This window comes from Pseudomonas sp. Pse1 (assembly GCF_024519635.1).
GTDB lineage: Bacteria > Pseudomonadota > Gammaproteobacteria > Pseudomonadales > Pseudomonadaceae > Aquipseudomonas.
On record NZ_JALJRO010000005.1, the window covers coordinates 284,833 to 300,158 of the forward strand.

Annotated in this window: 17 protein-coding genes; 7 read left to right on the top strand and 10 right to left on the bottom strand. The window is 57.3% G+C overall.

What is annotated here, in order from left to right; genetic code table 11:
- Positions 1–17: 17 nt before the first annotated feature.
- From NR126_RS10530 to NR126_RS10560, 7 genes are all read right to left on the bottom strand, one after another.
- Complete coding sequence (locus NR126_RS10530; protein ID WP_256830178.1) at positions 18–3,650, bottom strand: transporter substrate-binding domain-containing protein; 3,633 nt, start codon at positions 3,648–3,650, stop codon at positions 18–20.
- An 8-nt stretch (positions 3,651–3,658) separates the two neighbouring features.
- Positions 3,659–4,285: a response regulator transcription factor gene (locus NR126_RS10535; protein WP_105753763.1), complete on the bottom strand. Its 627-nt coding sequence runs from the start codon at positions 4,283–4,285 to the stop codon at positions 3,659–3,661.
- 275 nt (positions 4,286–4,560) lie between these two features.
- Positions 4,561–4,968, bottom strand: a complete 408-nt coding sequence (locus tag NR126_RS10540; protein WP_027620190.1) for a response regulator — start codon at positions 4,966–4,968, stop codon at positions 4,561–4,563.
- A gap of 217 nt (positions 4,969–5,185) precedes the next feature.
- Positions 5,186–6,517 (bottom strand): deoxyguanosinetriphosphate triphosphohydrolase, encoded by a 1,332-nt coding sequence (locus NR126_RS10545; RefSeq protein WP_027620191.1) that lies wholly within the window; start codon positions 6,515–6,517, stop codon positions 5,186–5,188.
- A gap of 104 nt (positions 6,518–6,621) precedes the next feature.
- On the bottom strand, positions 6,622–6,960 hold the full coding sequence (locus NR126_RS10550; RefSeq protein ID WP_256830179.1) for a hypothetical protein: 339 nt from the start codon (positions 6,958–6,960) through the stop codon (positions 6,622–6,624).
- On the bottom strand, positions 6,957–7,346 hold the full coding sequence (locus NR126_RS10555; RefSeq protein ID WP_027620193.1) for a phage holin family protein: 390 nt from the start codon (positions 7,344–7,346) through the stop codon (positions 6,957–6,959). The genes NR126_RS10550 and NR126_RS10555 overlap by 4 nt, the downstream gene beginning before the upstream one ends.
- Position 7,347: 1 nt before the next feature.
- Positions 7,348–7,662: a YqjD family protein gene (locus NR126_RS10560; protein WP_027620194.1), complete on the bottom strand. Its 315-nt coding sequence runs from the start codon at positions 7,660–7,662 to the stop codon at positions 7,348–7,350.
- Between the two features lie 324 nt (positions 7,663–7,986).
- Between NR126_RS10560 and NR126_RS10565 the strand changes: the two genes are divergently transcribed.
- From NR126_RS10565 to NR126_RS10580, 4 genes are all read left to right on the top strand, one after another.
- A complete protein-coding gene (locus NR126_RS10565) occupies positions 7,987–9,195 on the top strand; it encodes an ammonium transporter (protein ID WP_256830180.1) in 1,209 nt (402 codons plus the stop codon).
- Between the two features lie 96 nt (positions 9,196–9,291).
- Positions 9,292–9,528, top strand: a complete 237-nt coding sequence (locus NR126_RS10570) for a glutaredoxin family protein (RefSeq protein ID WP_027620196.1) — start codon at positions 9,292–9,294, stop codon at positions 9,526–9,528.
- A 166-nt stretch (positions 9,529–9,694) separates the two neighbouring features.
- Positions 9,695–10,015, top strand: coding sequence for a transcriptional regulator (locus NR126_RS10575; RefSeq protein ID WP_256830182.1), 321 nt, complete (start codon positions 9,695–9,697; stop codon positions 10,013–10,015).
- Positions 10,016–10,099: 84 nt separating this feature from the next.
- Positions 10,100–10,990, top strand: a complete 891-nt coding sequence (locus NR126_RS10580; protein WP_105753759.1) for a pseudouridine synthase — start codon at positions 10,100–10,102, stop codon at positions 10,988–10,990.
- A gap of 66 nt (positions 10,991–11,056) precedes the next feature.
- Here the strand turns inward: NR126_RS10580 and NR126_RS10585 are convergent, their stop codons facing one another.
- On the bottom strand, positions 11,057–11,278 hold the full coding sequence (locus NR126_RS10585) for a YgdI/YgdR family lipoprotein (protein ID WP_027620199.1): 222 nt from the start codon (positions 11,276–11,278) through the stop codon (positions 11,057–11,059).
- A 76-nt stretch (positions 11,279–11,354) separates the two neighbouring features.
- Positions 11,355–11,957, bottom strand: coding sequence for a molybdenum cofactor guanylyltransferase MobA (mobA, locus tag NR126_RS10590; protein ID WP_027620200.1), 603 nt, complete (start codon positions 11,955–11,957; stop codon positions 11,355–11,357).
- 81 nt (positions 11,958–12,038) lie between these two features.
- On the opposite strand from mobA, the gene moaB reads away from it, so the two are divergent.
- Together moaB and glp are read left to right on the top strand one after the other, a co-directional pair.
- On the top strand, positions 12,039–12,578 hold the full coding sequence (gene moaB / locus NR126_RS10595) for a molybdenum cofactor biosynthesis protein B (RefSeq protein ID WP_027620201.1): 540 nt from the start codon (positions 12,039–12,041) through the stop codon (positions 12,576–12,578).
- On the top strand, positions 12,562–13,788 hold the full coding sequence (gene glp / locus NR126_RS10600) for a gephyrin-like molybdotransferase Glp (RefSeq protein WP_027620202.1): 1,227 nt from the start codon (positions 12,562–12,564) through the stop codon (positions 13,786–13,788). Before moaB ends, glp begins: the two co-directional genes overlap by 17 nt.
- 64 nt (positions 13,789–13,852) lie before the next feature.
- Here the strand turns inward: glp and NR126_RS10605 are convergent, their stop codons facing one another.
- Entirely contained in the window at positions 13,853–14,185 is a 333-nt protein-coding gene (locus NR126_RS10605) for a hypothetical protein (protein ID WP_256830183.1), read from the bottom strand.
- Between the two features lie 244 nt (positions 14,186–14,429).
- On the opposite strand from NR126_RS10605, the gene yegS reads away from it, so the two are divergent.
- Positions 14,430–15,323 carry a lipid kinase YegS gene (yegS, locus tag NR126_RS10610; RefSeq protein ID WP_027620204.1) on the top strand — a complete coding sequence of 298 codons (894 nt, stop codon included), beginning with the start codon at positions 14,430–14,432 and terminating at the stop codon, positions 15,321–15,323.
- Positions 15,324–15,326 lie beyond the last annotated feature (3 nt).

Here is a 15,326-nt window from a genome sequence, read left to right on the forward strand (position 1 = left end):
GGCTGGTTGGCAGAGCATCAGGGAGTGTAGTGCGCCGCAGAATGGCGAAGCAGTGCTCGCTCCAGTTCGAGCATGGCTTTATCGACTTCCGCGATACAGGCGCTCAGGTTTTCAAGGCTGAAGTCCGTGTGGCACATTTGCTCCAGTGCTTCACAGCTGTCCATGAGCCTGTTGGCCTGGACGATGCGTGCTGCGCCCTTGATTTTGTGCGCGATATCGACGAACGCCTGGCTTGGACTGTCTGCCGGTAAGTCAAGCAGTGCCTGGCGATCAAGGCGATTGCTCTTGAGCAGTTCGTTGCGCAGTCGTTGAGCGAGATCTTCGTCCCCTCCAGTCAGAGTCTGCAGGCTCTCGGCGCTGAAAGGCTGGTTTTCGGGGTTCGCCCAGCGGGCTGCCAGGCATTGGTTCAGCGTCGTCAGGCTGACGGGTTTGAACAGGCAGTCATTCATCCCGGCTTGCAGGCATCGTTGTTTTTCCTCGGGTTGGGCGTTGGCGGTGAACCCCAATACCGTACAGGGGGCGTGTCGCTCTTCTTGTTCGACCTCGCGAATGGCCCGACACAGCTCATAGCCATTCATCACAGGCATATTGCAGTCTGCGATCACCAGGTCGAAAGGCTGCGCCCGCCATGTCCGAAAACCCGCCTCCCCATCGTTGGCGGTGATGCAGTGATGGCCGAGAAAGGCCAATTGCTGGCTCACCAGTAACCGGTTCGCCGGATGGTCATCGACGACCAAAATATTCAAGGACGTCTGGGCAGGGGTGAACAAGGCGGCTTGCGTAATGATCGCGCTGGGCGCGTCAGGCAATGCGCTCACGTGCAGGCAGACCCGAACCTGGGTGCCAACGCCTGATTGGCTGCTCAGGTGCAGATTGCCCCCCATCATCTCGCAGAGGCTGCGGCAGATCACCAGACCCAATCCTGCGCCGCTCCTGGCCTGCTGGCCGTTATTGTCGGTTTGCACAAAAGGCTGGAACAGTCTTCGTTGATCGTCTTCACTGATGCCCGCGCCCGAGTCACTGACCTGGAGCTCCATGGACAACTGGTCCGAGTCTTCTACGGCCTTCAGTCGCACAGTGATTTCGACTTTGCCCTGCTCGGTGAACTTGATAGCGTTGCTGATCAGGTTTGACACTATCTGTTTGAGGCGCAAAGGGTCTGTCATGACATCAGGCTGTTGATCGCGACTGGGGAAGTCCAGGACCAGGTCGAGATTTTTTTGCCGGGCAAGTCCCTCGAAGACTTTGACCACTCCTTCCAGGGTTTCGCCGAGATTCACCCGTTCCGGCACCAGGCTCAAGCGACCAGATTCGATTCGGGCAATGTCGAGAATGTCACCAATGAGCTCCAGCAGGTCCTTGGCCGAGTCATAGGCGACCTTTATGGCAGACCGGTCCAGGGCATCATTGCCATCGCGCTTGAGTGTCAGTTCCAGCATGCCAATCACCGCATTCATCGGCGTACGGATTTCATGGCTCATCGTGGCCAGGAACGTACTCTTGGCACGGTTCGCGGCGTCTGCCCGTTCTTTGGCGGCTCTGAGCTCATCAAACAGCCGACGTCGCTCGCTGATGTCGACCCAGCCACCGATGATGCCCTGAACTTCGCCCGTAGAATCCCGGTAGGGCAGTACCCAGTGATAGATCGTGAGTTTTTTGCAGCCGATGTTGAGGGTCCGATCAACAATCAAGGGGGCGCCTTCGGCCACCACTCGCTGGTAGTCAGCCTGGTATTCGCGTGCTTCGAACGCGTTGCTTATGGCGCCTTGCATAATGGTCTTGCCAATAACGTCTTCGCGTTTGGCGCCAAAGGTTTCCAGATAGCTGTCGTTGCAACTTTGCAGCAGCCCCTGGCGGTCACGGACATAGATGGGATGGGGTGTGCCATTAACCAGAGTGCGCATGAACTCCAATTGATCATTGAGCGCGCGCTCCGCCTTGCGCCGCTGTTTGATCTGGCGTCGCATGTGAGTGTTCCAGGCCAGGAGCAACAGCAGGGAAAGGCCACTGACAAGCGCCAGTTGGAGCAACAGGCGCTGATAGTTGCGCCATATACTGCTGGAGGTGCCGGTGTAACCGCGCCAGCGGCTGTTGATGATGCCCAACTCTTCGGGGCTGATGCTCAGGAGAGCCTTGTCGAGGATCGCGCTCAGTTCGGTGGCGTTGCGCGCTGTGGCAAGTGACACGGCTGCTTGCTGGGTACCGACAGTTGCGCTGATCTGCAGCTTATCCTCGAAGACCTGCGACGAAATGAAGTGGTTGGCGATTACCAACGAATCGACGGCGGCTTCGACCTGACCCTTGACCAGTAACTCCACGGCGCTGAAGGTGTCCGGCGTTTCCACCAGATGAATGTTCGGGTGCTCGAGTCTCAGGAAGTCGTGCAGTGGATTGCCTCGGGTGAGGGCGAGGGACTTGCCGGCCAGTTGATCAAGATTGAGCGCACCAGCCGCACTTTTGCGGGTTATCAGGACGTAGGAGTTCTCAAGGTAGGGGCGTGAAAAACTGAGGCGCTGCTCGTATTCCGCATTGGGCACCAGGGCCGCGATCAGGTCGACCTGACCTTCTTCGATCAGGTTGACCATATTGCGTTCGCTTTGGCTGCGATGAATTTCGAATCGCAATCCGGTCCTCAGCCTGATCAATTCAAGGAGATCGGCGGTAATTCCTCGTATGTTTTGCTCAGCGTCGAAGAAGGTCAGCGGCGCGGAGCCATCGCTGACCGCTACCCTGACGACTGGATGCTGCGTCAGCCATTGCTCCTCGCGGTCGGTCAACTGGAGCTTGCGGTCGGTGAGCAGGATGTCGCTGCCTGCGCTCCAACGCTTGGCGATACTCTCTCGTTCACGGGTCGGTATTCCTTTGAGCACCGCATTGATGATGGGCAATAGGTCCTGATTGTCGTTGCTAACCGCAAAGCTGAAGCCAAAGGCTTCGTGTTTACCGAAGTTAGCCATTCGCACGTTTTTCAGGTAGCCCTTGTTGATCATGTAATGTGTTGAAACGGTATCGCCCAGGAATACGTCGGCCTCGTCGAAAGCGACGGCATTTATGGCGTTTTGGAAAGACGGGTACGGAGTAATGGTGGCCTTGGGGTACAAGGCGCGCACTACCTCCATCGGCAGATAGTGATAGACCATGCTCAAGCGCATGCCGGCAAGACCCTCGGTCAAGGGGCGACTTTCGGTTTCCCGAGTGACCAGCACAGGTTGATCAATGGCGTAAGGCGTGGACAGCTCAATGTCCGAGCGCTGGGCCTCATACCCATTTGCCGTACCGAGCATATCCACTTCGCCTGACTCGAGTGCGCGGATCGCGGTGTCGCGGTCGGGGTAACGACGAATGCTGATGGGCAGGCCCAGTGTAGTGCTGAGGATGCCGGCGTAATCGGCGGTGAAACCTTCGTAGTCGCGCCCGCTGGTTGTCAGATCGAAGGGCGGGTAGTCAGGCGAGGATGTGCCCAAAATCAGATTGCGCTTGTTTTTTATCCACTGCCATTGGGCTTTATTCAGTTGGACATCCATTTGATTGGCGGTCGAGCGGCTGAGCAGTGTGTAATGACCTGCGCCGGGCTCTGCGGCGGACACTGAGACACTCAGGAACAGGCCGGTGCCCAAATAAAGCAAATAGTCCTTTAACGACCTAGGCATCCTGTTTCTCACACTAGAGCGTTGCGTTTTGCCATTTCGATCAGCTCGACCAGGGATCTGGCCTTGAGTTTCTGCATCAGTCTTTTTTTGTAGGTGCTTACAGTTTTATTGCTGAGGAACATGCCCTTGGCGATTTCCTTGTTGCTGCGACCTTGGGCAAACAGTTGCAGAACCATCAGTTCGCGATCATTGACGGACTTGAACAGGTCAAGCTCGACCGACTGTTCTTCGTTTCCGCGAGTCGGGTTCAGTGCATGACTGGGAAAGTAGTGATAGCCAGAGAAAACGGCGTTGATTGCACTGACCAGTTCACTGAGATCTTCCTGCTTGCAGACGTAGCCGCAAGCACCGGACTGCATGCAACGAATGGCAAACAGTTTCGGGCACTGAGCGGTTAGTACCAGGATTTTTAGCGGCGTGTTCATGGTGTTGAAGCGAGAAAGAATTTCCAGACCATCCAATTTGGGAATGCTGATATCAAGAATGATAAGGTCCGGCATACATTCGCGAATCATTTGCATGGCGTCGACACCATTGTCGGATTCACCGACGACTTTGTAACCCTCATGCTCCAGCAACATACGAACTGCAAGGCGAATGACGGGGTGATCGTCGACAATAAAAACGGAGTTCATAATCAATTCCCATACGTGCGCGAATAAAGCGAGCACCTTAGCTCAGATAGCCGAACTGACGTATTAACCGAAGCCCTCACGGATGCAATCTAGGACTTGTCCTACAATAGAAAAGGTAGGGGATTACGAGGCAGCAGGGTAGTTGAGTAGGTGGGGGGAAGTGAGCGGTTGATTAATGGTGTTAGTCAATGCAAGCCACCTTCATTGAAGTGTGACCTGCACCGGGGTCAAAGTGCTTCATCAGGTATTTCTTTTTGCATGGCGTGTGATTGTGTTTAGCCCGTTTGAATGATGTTATTCAGAGGAGTCAATAGAAGTATAAGTTCAGAATGTTTCAGTGGCTTTCTCATGCAGCCCAGTAGAGGCAGGCGTTGGGCATGTGCAGATTTCTTTAATGCCTCGAGTTCGGCTATTTCCAGGCAGCTCAGGAGTATGGCGTGCTCAACTAAACCACGCTGGTGAGCAATTCGAATCAACTCAAGGCCCGGGCAGTCAGGAAGGTGCTGGTCGCACAATAATAATTCAAAGGGATGAATGGCAAATTGCATCTGCTGCAAGGCGTTGGCAGCGCTGTCGGCCGTCGTGATGTGAGTGAACCCATAAGTTTCCAATAGGGATAGGGCTGCCTTGAGTTGAAAGGGGTGGTCTTCCACCAGCAGGACTCTACAGTTGTGTTTGAACATGGGGCTCTCCGTTAAAAGAACTCAGTGTAGATTTCCGGTGTTGCACTTTTTATTGTTGAAAGTGGTTTCTTGTGGTCTTGGCTGTCGTAATGATTGCAGGGCGTGAATTAAACATGATGTTTATCGTGTTCAGAAGTTTCGAAAAATGTCGGAAACACGTCGAGCGAGAAACTGAACAGTGACTGGCTCGTGTTGTGCAGTCACTGTTCGATACCTTTTATGAGTGGCTTGAGCGCCCTGTCATTTCCAGTGCCATGTCGCTTGCATAGCTGTCGGTCATTCCGGCGATGAAATCGATCATGCGTAAGAATGAAGCATGTAGGGAGCCTTGAGGGTCGGGCGCATTGTTACCCAGCAGATCGAGTATCCGTCGGTTCTTGAACGAAGCCGCGCGGCCACCGTGCTGCTCCAGGGCTGCCCCGCAGAAACCATTCAACAAAATTTCCAAGGTCGTGTAGGCACCGATTTCATGCAGGGTCTTGCGCTTGTCCTGAAAGATTTTCTTTCGGGCCATGTCCTTGGCATTGAGTACGCAACGTTTGGCAGGTCCGTGCATGTGCTCGACCAGGTCGCCTTGCAGTGTGCCTGCCAGGAGCGCGTCCTGCTGTTCGACAAATGCTCGTGCTGCTGCATTGGTCAGGTGTTCGATGGCCTTGCCACGCAGAATCGCCAGTTTGCGGCGACGAGAATCATTGGCACCCAGTTGCCGGTAAGTTTCAGGCAAATCATCTCCGACCAGGCCGAGCAATAGCGATTCAACCTCTGCGTACTGCAGAAGCTCCATCTCCAGGCCATCTTCCAGATCGATGAGGGCATAGCAGATGTCATCCGCCGCTTCCATCAGGTAGACCAGTGGATGACGTGCCCAGCGTTGCTCTTCGAGTTGAGGCAGGCCGAGTTTCTGAGCGATTTGCTCCAGCAGGGGCAGTTCGCTCTGATAGCAGCCGAACTTGTGTTTCTTGTAGCCCAGCGAGTCGGCGTGGCGCGCCGTCCAGGGATACTTGAGGTAGGTGCCGAGCGTTGCATAAGTCAGGCGGGTGCCGCCGTCGAACTGGTGATATTCCAGCTGGGTCAGCACCCGGAAACCTTGGGCATTGCCCTCGAAGTTGAGGAAGTCGTTGCGCTCGACTTCGCTCATCGCATCCAGCCAGCCCTTGCCCGCAGCTTGCTGAAACCAATAGCGAATGGCGTCCTCGCCGGAATGACCAAAAGGTGGGTTGCCAATGTCATGGGCCAGGCAGGCGGACTGCACCACCATGCCCAGGTCACTGGGTTCGCACCAGTCAGGCAGGGCACTACGAATGGTTTCACCGACCCGCATACCCAGCGAGCGCCCTACGCAACTGACCTCCAGCGAGTGGGTCAGGCGGGTATGGATGTGGTCATTGCTTGAGACGGGGTGAACCTGGGTCTTGCGGCCCAGGCGGCGAAAGGCGCCGGAAAAGATGACCCGGTCGTGGTCTTTGTGAAACGGGCTGCGGCCGAGCTCCTGCGGACTGTGTACAGGTTTTCCCAGGCGTTCACGATTAAGCAGGGTTTGCCAATCCAAGGCTGATTGCTCCGTCTGATGACTGATGCGCTAGCTTCCCGCGTCATTTCACAAGCTGCAAGCGCAACCGAGCTTCTGGCTAATGAAACCCGGTGCGCTATCTATCAGTTTTTTCGAGCGCTACCGATGATCAGCTTGATCAGCGGCAGCAGAGTGGTGCCGAGTCTAACCATTCGGCTGGCACTGCGAATTCCGCTACCCTTGGCACCCTTACCGGTGAGAAATCCGAGCAAGGTAACGGCTGCCACGCCCCAAAGTGGCGCATGCTTGATGCCCAGGCCGTCTTGAAAACTTTGGCCCATGCCGCGAACACGCTGCAAGGGCTGGAGCAATTGTCGGGATTCGTGGCGCAGTTCCTGGCGATGCATTTCCATGCGCAGGCGAATCAGGGCCTTGCGCATTTCCTGACGTGAACTGTTTCTGGGGATTTCGGGAAGGTTCATGGCAACAAGCGCTCCCTGTCGTTGGCCAGCTCTTCGAGGGTGGCATGGAAGGGCGAGGACTCGTCAAAAATCGCCGCTTTCAGGCGCAGTCCACAGAACATCGCCGCTAGCGCGTAGAACACGCACAGGCCAATGATTGCCGTGAGGCGATAGGTGTCCCACAGCAAAATCATCACCAGCGCCGAAAGTCCCACCAATAACAGCAAGGCAAACACCAGCGCCAGGCCGGCGAACAGCAACAGGCTTACCGTGCGGGCTTTTTGCTCTTGCAACTCGATGCCGAACAGTTCGACATGGCTGTGCAGCAGCCCCAGAAATGCGGCACCCAGGCGTCGCGGCGAAGCGCCAGGAGTGGTCTCGGTCGAACCGGATTCACCGATAGCCATATCAGCGCCGTGTCGCCAGCAGGCCAATGAGGAATCCGACGCCGGCGGCGATGCCTACCGACTGCCAGGGATTGGCCTGCACGTAGTCTTCAGTGGCAGTGACTGCCGCCTTGCCACGCTCGGTCAGGGATTCCTGGGTCAGTTGCAGGGTTTCACGGGCACGCAGCAGACTTTCATGGATCTGTTCGCGCAATTCATCGGCTTGATCACCCGCCAGGGTCGCCGTGTGTTCCAGCAGGCGCTCGGTATCGCTGACCAGTGTCTGAAAATCGTCCATCAGGATTTCTTGAGCAGTCTTTGCCGTTTTGCTGGCCATGTTGATCTCCATAGGTGGCGTGTCAAAGGTTCGAGTATGGGCCTTGCACGAAGGTTCAGTGCAAATGGCTGGTACAGCTTTTGCTATGTCATGGTGCGTCGGCCAGCCCTGTTGTCCTGAAATCGGGCGCTCTACGCAAAAACCATAACCTAAATCATAGAAACCCGCGGAACATCCAGGCAACGATGGATCATGTTTAAGTCCATGCGCCAAAACGGTTCATTTCTGAACACAGTAAAGACCAGGGCTGGTCTTATCTTGGTGCGCATGTCGGCTCGACGAACTGCTTTGGTGCTTTTTGCGTTTTGAAGGTCTGCCCAACCCATGGAAAATTTGCAAAGTGCAGTGGATACCCTGATCCACAGTTCCAATACGCTCTTCATATTGATCGGTGCGGTGATGGTCCTGGCCATGCACGCCGGGTTTGCGTTTCTGGAGGTGGGCACGGTTCGTCAAAAAAACCAGGTGAATGCGCTGTCGAAGATCATCAGTGACTTCGCAGTGTCGACGCTGGCCTACTTCTTTATAGGCTACTGGATATCCTACGGCGTCAATTTCATGCTGCCGGCCAGCGCGCTCAGTGCCGATCATGGTTACGGCCTGGTGAAGTTTTTCTTTTTGCTGACGTTTGCTGCAGCCATTCCGGCGATCATTTCCGGCGGGATCGCCGAGCGGGCACGCTTTGTCCCGCAGTTGTGCGCAACGGCGTTGATCGTAGCGTTCATCTATCCGTTTTTCGAAGGCATGATCTGGAATGGCAACTTTGGCTTGCAAGCCTGGTTGCAGGCACAGTTCGGCGCCAGTTTTCATGACTTTGCCGGCTCGGTTGTCGTACACGCCATGGGCGGTTGGCTGGCGCTGGCGGCCGTGCTGTTGCTGGGGCCGCGTAATGGTCGCTACCGCGAAGGGCGATTGGTCGCGTTTGCCCCGTCGAGTATTCCGTTCCTCGCGTTGGGTTCATGGATTCTGATCGTCGGTTGGTTCGGCTTTAACGTCATGAGTGCCCAGACGTTGCAAGGCGTCAGTGGTCTGGTGGCGGTCAATTCGTTGATGGCAATGGTCGGGGGCACGATGGCGGCCTTGATTGTGGGGCGCAATGACCCTGGTTTCCTGCACAACGGTCCGTTGGCCGGACTGGTGGCAATCTGTGCCGGCTCCGATCTGATGCACCCGGTGGGCGCACTGATTACGGGCGCCGTCGCGGGGGCGCTGTTTGTCTGGTGTTTTATTGCTGCGCAGAACCGCTGGAAAATCGACGACGTACTGGGTGTCTGGCCGTTGCACGGTTTGTGCGGAGCCTGGGGCGGGATTGCCTGCGGGATCTTTGGCCAGAGTGTCCTGGGTGGCCTCGGGGGTGTCAGCCTGATCAGCCAGTTGATCGGCACTGCGCTGGGGATATTGGTCGCCCTGCTGGGAGGCTTTGCGGTCTATGGGGTGATCAAGGCCTTGCATGGTCTGCGCCTGAGTCAGGAGGAGGAGTATTACGGCGCCGACCTGTCGATTCACAAGATTGGCGCGGTCAGTCAGGATTGAGGATCTGTGCAGGTTGAGGGGGCACACCCGGCTAGGCTCGACGAGGTTGGGTGTGCGGCCTAGAATAATCACCCGATCCTTCCCGGTTTGTATGTCATGCCTCCTGAATGCCAGTTGTTCGGCACCCTTGGTTGCCATCTGTGTGAACTCGCCGAAGACGTGCTGATGCCACTGGTCGAGCACGGACTAATGGTGGAGTTGGTGGACATTGCCGAGCGCGAGTCCATGGTTGAGGCCTATGGCTTGCGGATTCCAGTGTTGCGCAGGGTCGATACAAGTGCCGAGCTGGACTGGCCGTTCGACGCTGATCAGGTTGTCGCGTTTCTGCTCTAAATCTCCCTCGTTTCCTTGCGCGTAACGTCCCCGTTGGTCGTGCCTATCCAGTATCCCGTTGGCGCCCGCCGATTTATTCCTGTACTGTATGCCTGTACAGTTATTTGGTTTTCGGGCGGCAGTTGGCTTGCCTGAACAGGTGCGACGGAAAAGAGAGGGGCGCGACATGATCAAGGTCGAACAGTTGAAAGCCAGCGTGAATCGGATGTCCGCCGATGTGGTGCGTGAGGCGGTGCGCGAGCTGCAGCTTGATGGCCTGGTGACGGAAGGAAAGACACCCTTCAATAAAGTCCATTTCAATACTTGCTTTGCCGAGATTGAAGCCTTGTTTCAGCGGGCTGGCTATCACCGGCAACTGGATGTTGTCGGGTATCAGGGTTTGCTTTACGCACTTTATGATCCGGGGCGCTGGGAGGCGGTGGACGTGTTGCGCTGGTTGAAGGAGTTCACCGAGGCTGCGGTGGTGCGTGAGTCAATGACTGCCTGAGGCCTGCCACCGGCGATCGCGTATTAGGTGTAGAGGGGCTCGTTGCTGGATAATGCCCGTCTGCAAAAACGGTCGAGCCTTTCTATGTCCACCCCAATGTTTTCCGCCGCACACAATCAGGCCAGCACGCTGTACCTGCCTCCGGGCTCCTGGGTAACCGTGCTCGACTGCCTGTGTGAACACTTCAGTGCCATTAGCCGTGAACAGTGGCTGGACCGGATTGCCCGAGGGCGCGTACTGGACGCGCATGGCCAGCCGATTGCTTTTGACCTGGCATATAAAGAAGGCCTGCGAGTCCATTATTTTCGTGAAGTGCCCGATGAAAAACACATACCGGTGGAGGAAGCGATCCTGTTTGCCGATGAGCATCTGGTGGTCGCCGACAAGCCACACTTCCTGCCGGTGACCCCGGCGGGTGAGTATGTCGAGCAGACGTTGCTTCGGCGCTTGATCCGGCGTCTGGATAACCCCCATTTGGTACCGCTGCACCGTATCGACCGGCACACCGCCGGGCTAGTGCTGTTTTCCGCCGATCCACGGAGCCGCTCCGCGTATCAAGCGTTGTTCCCCACGCGGCAGATCGACAAGCACTATGAAGCGATCGCCAGGGCGCTGCCGCAATTGTCCTTTCCGTTGGTGCACAAGAGTCGACTGGTCGATGGCGAACCGTTTTTCCGCATGCAGGAGGGGCCTGGCGTAGTCAATACGGAGACGGCGGTAGAGGTCCTGGAAAAGAACGGCGAGCTATGGCGCTATGGGCTGTATCCGGTCACGGGCAAAAAGCACCAGTTACGCGTTCACATGACGGCGCTGGGTGCCAGCATCTGCAACGATCCGTTCTATCCCCATGTGGTGAAAGACGCCGTGGACGATTATGCCCATCCATTGAAGTTATTGGCCAAGGGGTTGCGCTTTACCGATCCGCTCAGTGGTCTGGAGCGGACGTTCGAAAGCCGGATCAAGCTGGCCTGGTGAGAGGTTTTTACTGGCCCAGATGCAACAATGCCCACGCGGGGCGGGCATTGAGCGCAGGGTCGACGCTTACAGGTCTTTAACGGTGCGAACCTGATCCTTGTTGATACGGGTTTGCTTGCCGTCCAGTTGCTCGAACTCGTAGAAGCCGGTGTCGGAATCAAATTTAGGGGTATCGACCGACTGGATTTCGCGACCGTCATTCAAGGTGATGACTGCAGGCGATGAGCAACCGGCGAGCGTGGCCAGGCCCAGGGCGAGCATGAAAGTGGCGAGTGTCCGTTGAGTCATGAGAGGTCTCCGCAAGTGAATTCTAAAAGAGTCTGAACTTAAGACGTGAAGCACGCCGGCAAGTTCCTTGACGTCGTCATTCTGACAGGGGGTCATGCAGTGCTAACAGTTCGGGTGTATTGAGATTGGCCAGGCGTCGATCGTTCTCCGGACACTGTAAAGACCGGGCGCCAAGCGTGCGCATGATCTTGCCGGGACTGCGCTCACCATTGTTCCAGGCACGTTCGAACTCATCCGCCAGTGCAACCGGAATGACGCAAAGCAGTGGTTCCCAGTGTTCACCCTGACGAAGCATCAGCGGTTTTTCAGGGTGCTGGAGGGCCGTATCAAGCATGTCCTGCAACAGCTGCGTGTCGATCCGTGGTACATCGCATGGCAGCACCATCAGATGGCTATGCCGGGCGGCTGCAAGGCCTGCACGTATGCCTGCCAGTGGGCCGGGGAAGTCGTTGATTTCGTCATGCACGAGTCGGTCGGCATATTGGGCGTAGCGTTCAACATTGCGATTGCAGGAAATGAGCAGATCATCCGTCATGTCGCGCGTGCGCTCGTGCAGGTGAGCGATAAGCGGCTGGCCATGCCATTCCAGCAGCCCTTTGTCCTGGCCATTCATGCGCTGGCCGCGGCCTCCAGCCAGGATCAGAATCGAGCAGGTGAATGACTGGAAGTTCGAGACCATGGGGCATCTCCATCGGTGCGGCAAAGTAAACTGGCGCTGTGATATAACACCGGGCTGTTTCTCCTACAACTGGACGAGCCTATGAAAGCCAAGGCTGAAGTGCCTTTCGCCCCGCTGAACATTGCAGTGCTGACCGTCAGCGACACCCGCACGCTTGAAACCGATACGTCCGGACAGGTCTTCGTCGACCGCCTGGGCGCGGCCGGACACAATCTGGCTGCACGGGTGTTGCTCAAAGATGACCTGTACAAAATTCGTGCACAAGTGGCCACCTGGATTGCTGACGATGTGGTTCAAGTCGTGTTGATTACCGGCGGCACCGGGTTCACCGGTCGTGACAGCACACCGGAGGCCGTCAGTTGCCTGCTGGACAAGCAGGTGGACGGCTTTGGTGAGCTGTTTCGCCAGATATCGGTGGCGGACATCGGCACCTCGACGGTCCAGTCCCGCGCGTTGGCAGGTCTGGCCAATGGCACGCTGGTGTGCTGCCTGCCGGGTTCCACCAACGCAGTGCGCACTGGCTGGGATGGAATTCTCGCTGAGCAACTGGACTCGCGCCACCGCCCGTGCAATTTCGTACCGCACCTGAAACAGGCGGCACCTTGTGAATCCCGTGGGTAAGCCTGGCAAAAGCGGCAGTTTGCTGCCGGTTGAAGTGGCACTCGCCCGTCTGCTGGAAATGGCCGACGCGACGCCGATACTCGAGCGTGAGCGATTGCCGCTGGCGGCGACCGAGGGGCGGGTGCTCGCCGAGGATCTGCAGTCTACCCTGGACTTGCCGCCCTGGCCCAACAGCGCCATGGACGGCTACGCATTGCGCGTTGCCGATTGGATGGGCGAGCCCTTGGCGGTCACGCAGAAAATCTTTGCGGGTATGGCCCCTGAGCCGCTGCAGCCAGGCACTTGCGCGAGAATCTTCACCGGTGCTCCGGTACCGGCCGGCGCTGACTGCGTGGAAATGCAGGAGAACGCCGAAGTGCTGGCCGACCAGCGCGTGCAGTTCAGCGAGGCGCTTCATCCCGGGCAGAACATCCGCCCGCAAGGTCAGGAAACCACGGTTGGCGAGTTGGTACTGAGCGCCGGTACCCGCCTGGGACCGATCGAGCAGGGACTCGCAGCGTCACTGGGGTGTGCGGAATTGGACGTGGTGCGCAAAGTGCGCGTCGCAGTCCTTTCGACGGGCGATGAGTTGGTTGAGCCTGGTCAGGCGCTCGGTCCGGGACAGATTTACAATAGCAACCGGGTGTTGCTGTGTAGCTGGCTGAAGCGCTTGGGCTGCGATGTCGTGGATGCGGGAATTCTCCCCGATAACCTGCAAGCCACCCGTGAACGTTTGACTGCGCTGGATGGGGTCGACCTGATTCTCTCCACCGGTGGCGTGTCGGTCGGTGAAGCCGACTTCCTCGGCGTCGCCTTACGTGAGGCCGGTGAGTTGACCTTGTGGAAATTGGCGATCAAACCCGGAAAACCACTGACGGTTGGCCATTTTCAGGGCGTGCCGGTGATCGGACTGCCAGGCAACCCGGCTTCGACACTGGTGACGTTTGCCCTGCTGGCGCGCCCCTATCTGCTGCGTCGCCAAGGTGTACAGGAGCTTACGCCGTTGCAATTCCGGGTGCCTGCGGGATTCGACTGGCCGAAAGCGGGTAATCGTCGAGAGTACCTCCGTGGTCGCCTGGAGCAGGGGCGGGCAATTATCTACCGCAATCAGAGCTCGGGTGTGCTGCGCAGTGCGGCTTGGGCAGAAGGCCTTGTCGAAGTGCTGGAAGAGCGAACCCTGGGCGAAGGTGACTGGGTCAATTTCATTCCGCTAAGCGAAGTTCTCGGCTGAAGCGCCTCGTCAGGCCGGCAATGCCTGGTATTGCCTGGGCCTGGCGTGCGGGTTGTGCGCTCCGTCAGTTGAGCAACGCTACCAGTTGATCGAAGCGGCTGTTGGCAATCCAGCAGGCCAGCCCGATCAGCACGGTGATGATGCCCGTTGAAAACCCCAGCCTGTTCCTGATGGATTTCAGCTCCTCATGGAGCTGATGCTGGTGCTTGCGCAGCTCGTTCAACTGAGTCTCCAGTTCCGCGATGCGAGGGCCCATATCGGCTCCTTTTTGAGGATCGTGGGAGTGCGCTTGTTGATCGCCCCTGAGCACCGAATCTGCCAGATTGGCATTGATGGCCGGGGTTGCAGGAGTTTTTGCGATGGAGCGGGTTGCTGCCTGTAACACGGTTCCATTCATATGCCTGTTCGTCCTTGTATGTTTCCAATTGGTTCCAGATGACTGCCGACACACGGTGTTCCAATATCAGTGCACCGTCAATCCGGCTAATTCGTCACTGGCTGTAAGAAAAAACTCGATGTTTAGCGCAGTTCATAAGGGCTGGTGGGACGATTGCGCCCCGGTATTTCATTTTTGACGGATCCTTTCTCACTCGCGCATGGTCAACATCTGTCAGATGTCAGGTAATCAATGGGGACAGATGATGAGTGAGCGAAAGGCACTGTTGATTTTGCATGGCAAGCAGGCGCTGAACGAGGAGGTTCGGGCCGCGGTGGAGGAGAAGCGCCAGCAAGGCTGGGAGTTGGCGGTTCGCCTGACCTGGGAAGCTGGCGATGCGCAACGCCTGGTGCAGGAGGCCATAGCCGCGGGTTATAGCCAACTGATTGCCGGTGGCGGCGACGGCACCTTGCGCGATATTGCCGAGGCGATGGCGGCCGACTCAGGGCAAGCCAGCCTGGTGCTTCTGCCCCTGGGCACGGCCAATGATTTCGCTCGTGCCGCCGGTGTTTCCCTGGAGCCACGCGAAGCGTTGTCGCTGCTCGATGTGCCGGCCCGCGCCATCGATCTGGGGGAGGTTGGCGGACAGGTGTTCTTGAACATGGCAACCGGTGGATTCGGGAGTCAGGTCACGGCCAATACCTCTGAAGATTTGAAGAAGATGCTCGGCGGCGCAGCCTATCTGTTCACCGGACTGACTCGTTTCAGTGAGCTGCATGCCGCCTATGCCGAGTTGCAGGGACCAGACTTTCACTGGCACGGCGAGTTACTTGCGCTGGGAATTGGTAACGGTCGCCAGGCCGGGGGCGGGCACGAACTGTGCCCGCAGGCGTCGATCGACGATGGCTTGCTGGATATCAGCATCCTTCCTGCCCCCCAGGATGTGGTGGGCACGCTCAAGGACCTGGTGGCCGATGGCTGGGGGCTGGACAACCTGTTTGTCCGTGCACGGCTGCCATGGGTCGAGATCAAGGCAGCGGAAGGGCTCTCCATCAACCTCGATGGCGAACCACTGGACGGTGACAACATGCGCTTTGCCATACGTCCAGGTGCCTTGCGAGTGCACTTGCCGCAGGACTCGCCGTTACTCCAGAGCTGACCC

Bases quoted from the DNA above. Each gene is read 5' to 3' on its own strand.
- NR126_RS10530 (WP_256830178.1), bottom strand. From the start codon at position 3,650: ATGCCTAGGTCGTTAAAGGACTATTTGCTTTATTTGGGCACCGGCCTG.
- NR126_RS10535 (WP_105753763.1), bottom strand. From the start codon at position 4,285: ATGAACTCCGTTTTTATTGTCGACGATCACCCCGTCATTCGCCTTGCA.
- NR126_RS10540 (WP_027620190.1), bottom strand. From the start codon at position 4,968: ATGTTCAAACACAACTGTAGAGTCCTGCTGGTGGAAGACCACCCCTTT.
- NR126_RS10550 (WP_256830179.1), bottom strand. From the start codon at position 6,960: ATGAACCTTCCCGAAATCCCCAGAAACAGTTCACGTCAGGAAATGCGC.
- NR126_RS10555 (WP_027620193.1), bottom strand. From the start codon at position 7,346: ATGGCTATCGGTGAATCCGGTTCGACCGAGACCACTCCTGGCGCTTCG.
- NR126_RS10560 (WP_027620194.1), bottom strand. From the start codon at position 7,662: ATGGCCAGCAAAACGGCAAAGACTGCTCAAGAAATCCTGATGGACGAT.
- NR126_RS10565 (WP_256830180.1), top strand. From the start codon at position 7,987: ATGGAAAATTTGCAAAGTGCAGTGGATACCCTGATCCACAGTTCCAAT.
- NR126_RS10570 (WP_027620196.1), top strand. From the start codon at position 9,292: ATGCCTCCTGAATGCCAGTTGTTCGGCACCCTTGGTTGCCATCTGTGT.
- NR126_RS10575 (WP_256830182.1), top strand. From the start codon at position 9,695: ATGATCAAGGTCGAACAGTTGAAAGCCAGCGTGAATCGGATGTCCGCC.
- NR126_RS10580 (WP_105753759.1), top strand. From the start codon at position 10,100: ATGTCCACCCCAATGTTTTCCGCCGCACACAATCAGGCCAGCACGCTG.
- NR126_RS10585 (WP_027620199.1), bottom strand. From the start codon at position 11,278: ATGACTCAACGGACACTCGCCACTTTCATGCTCGCCCTGGGCCTGGCC.
- mobA (WP_027620200.1), bottom strand. From the start codon at position 11,957: ATGGTCTCGAACTTCCAGTCATTCACCTGCTCGATTCTGATCCTGGCT.
- moaB (WP_027620201.1), top strand. From the start codon at position 12,039: ATGAAAGCCAAGGCTGAAGTGCCTTTCGCCCCGCTGAACATTGCAGTG.
- NR126_RS10605 (WP_256830183.1), bottom strand. From the start codon at position 14,185: ATGAATGGAACCGTGTTACAGGCAGCAACCCGCTCCATCGCAAAAACT.
- yegS (WP_027620204.1), top strand. From the start codon at position 14,430: ATGAGTGAGCGAAAGGCACTGTTGATTTTGCATGGCAAGCAGGCGCTG.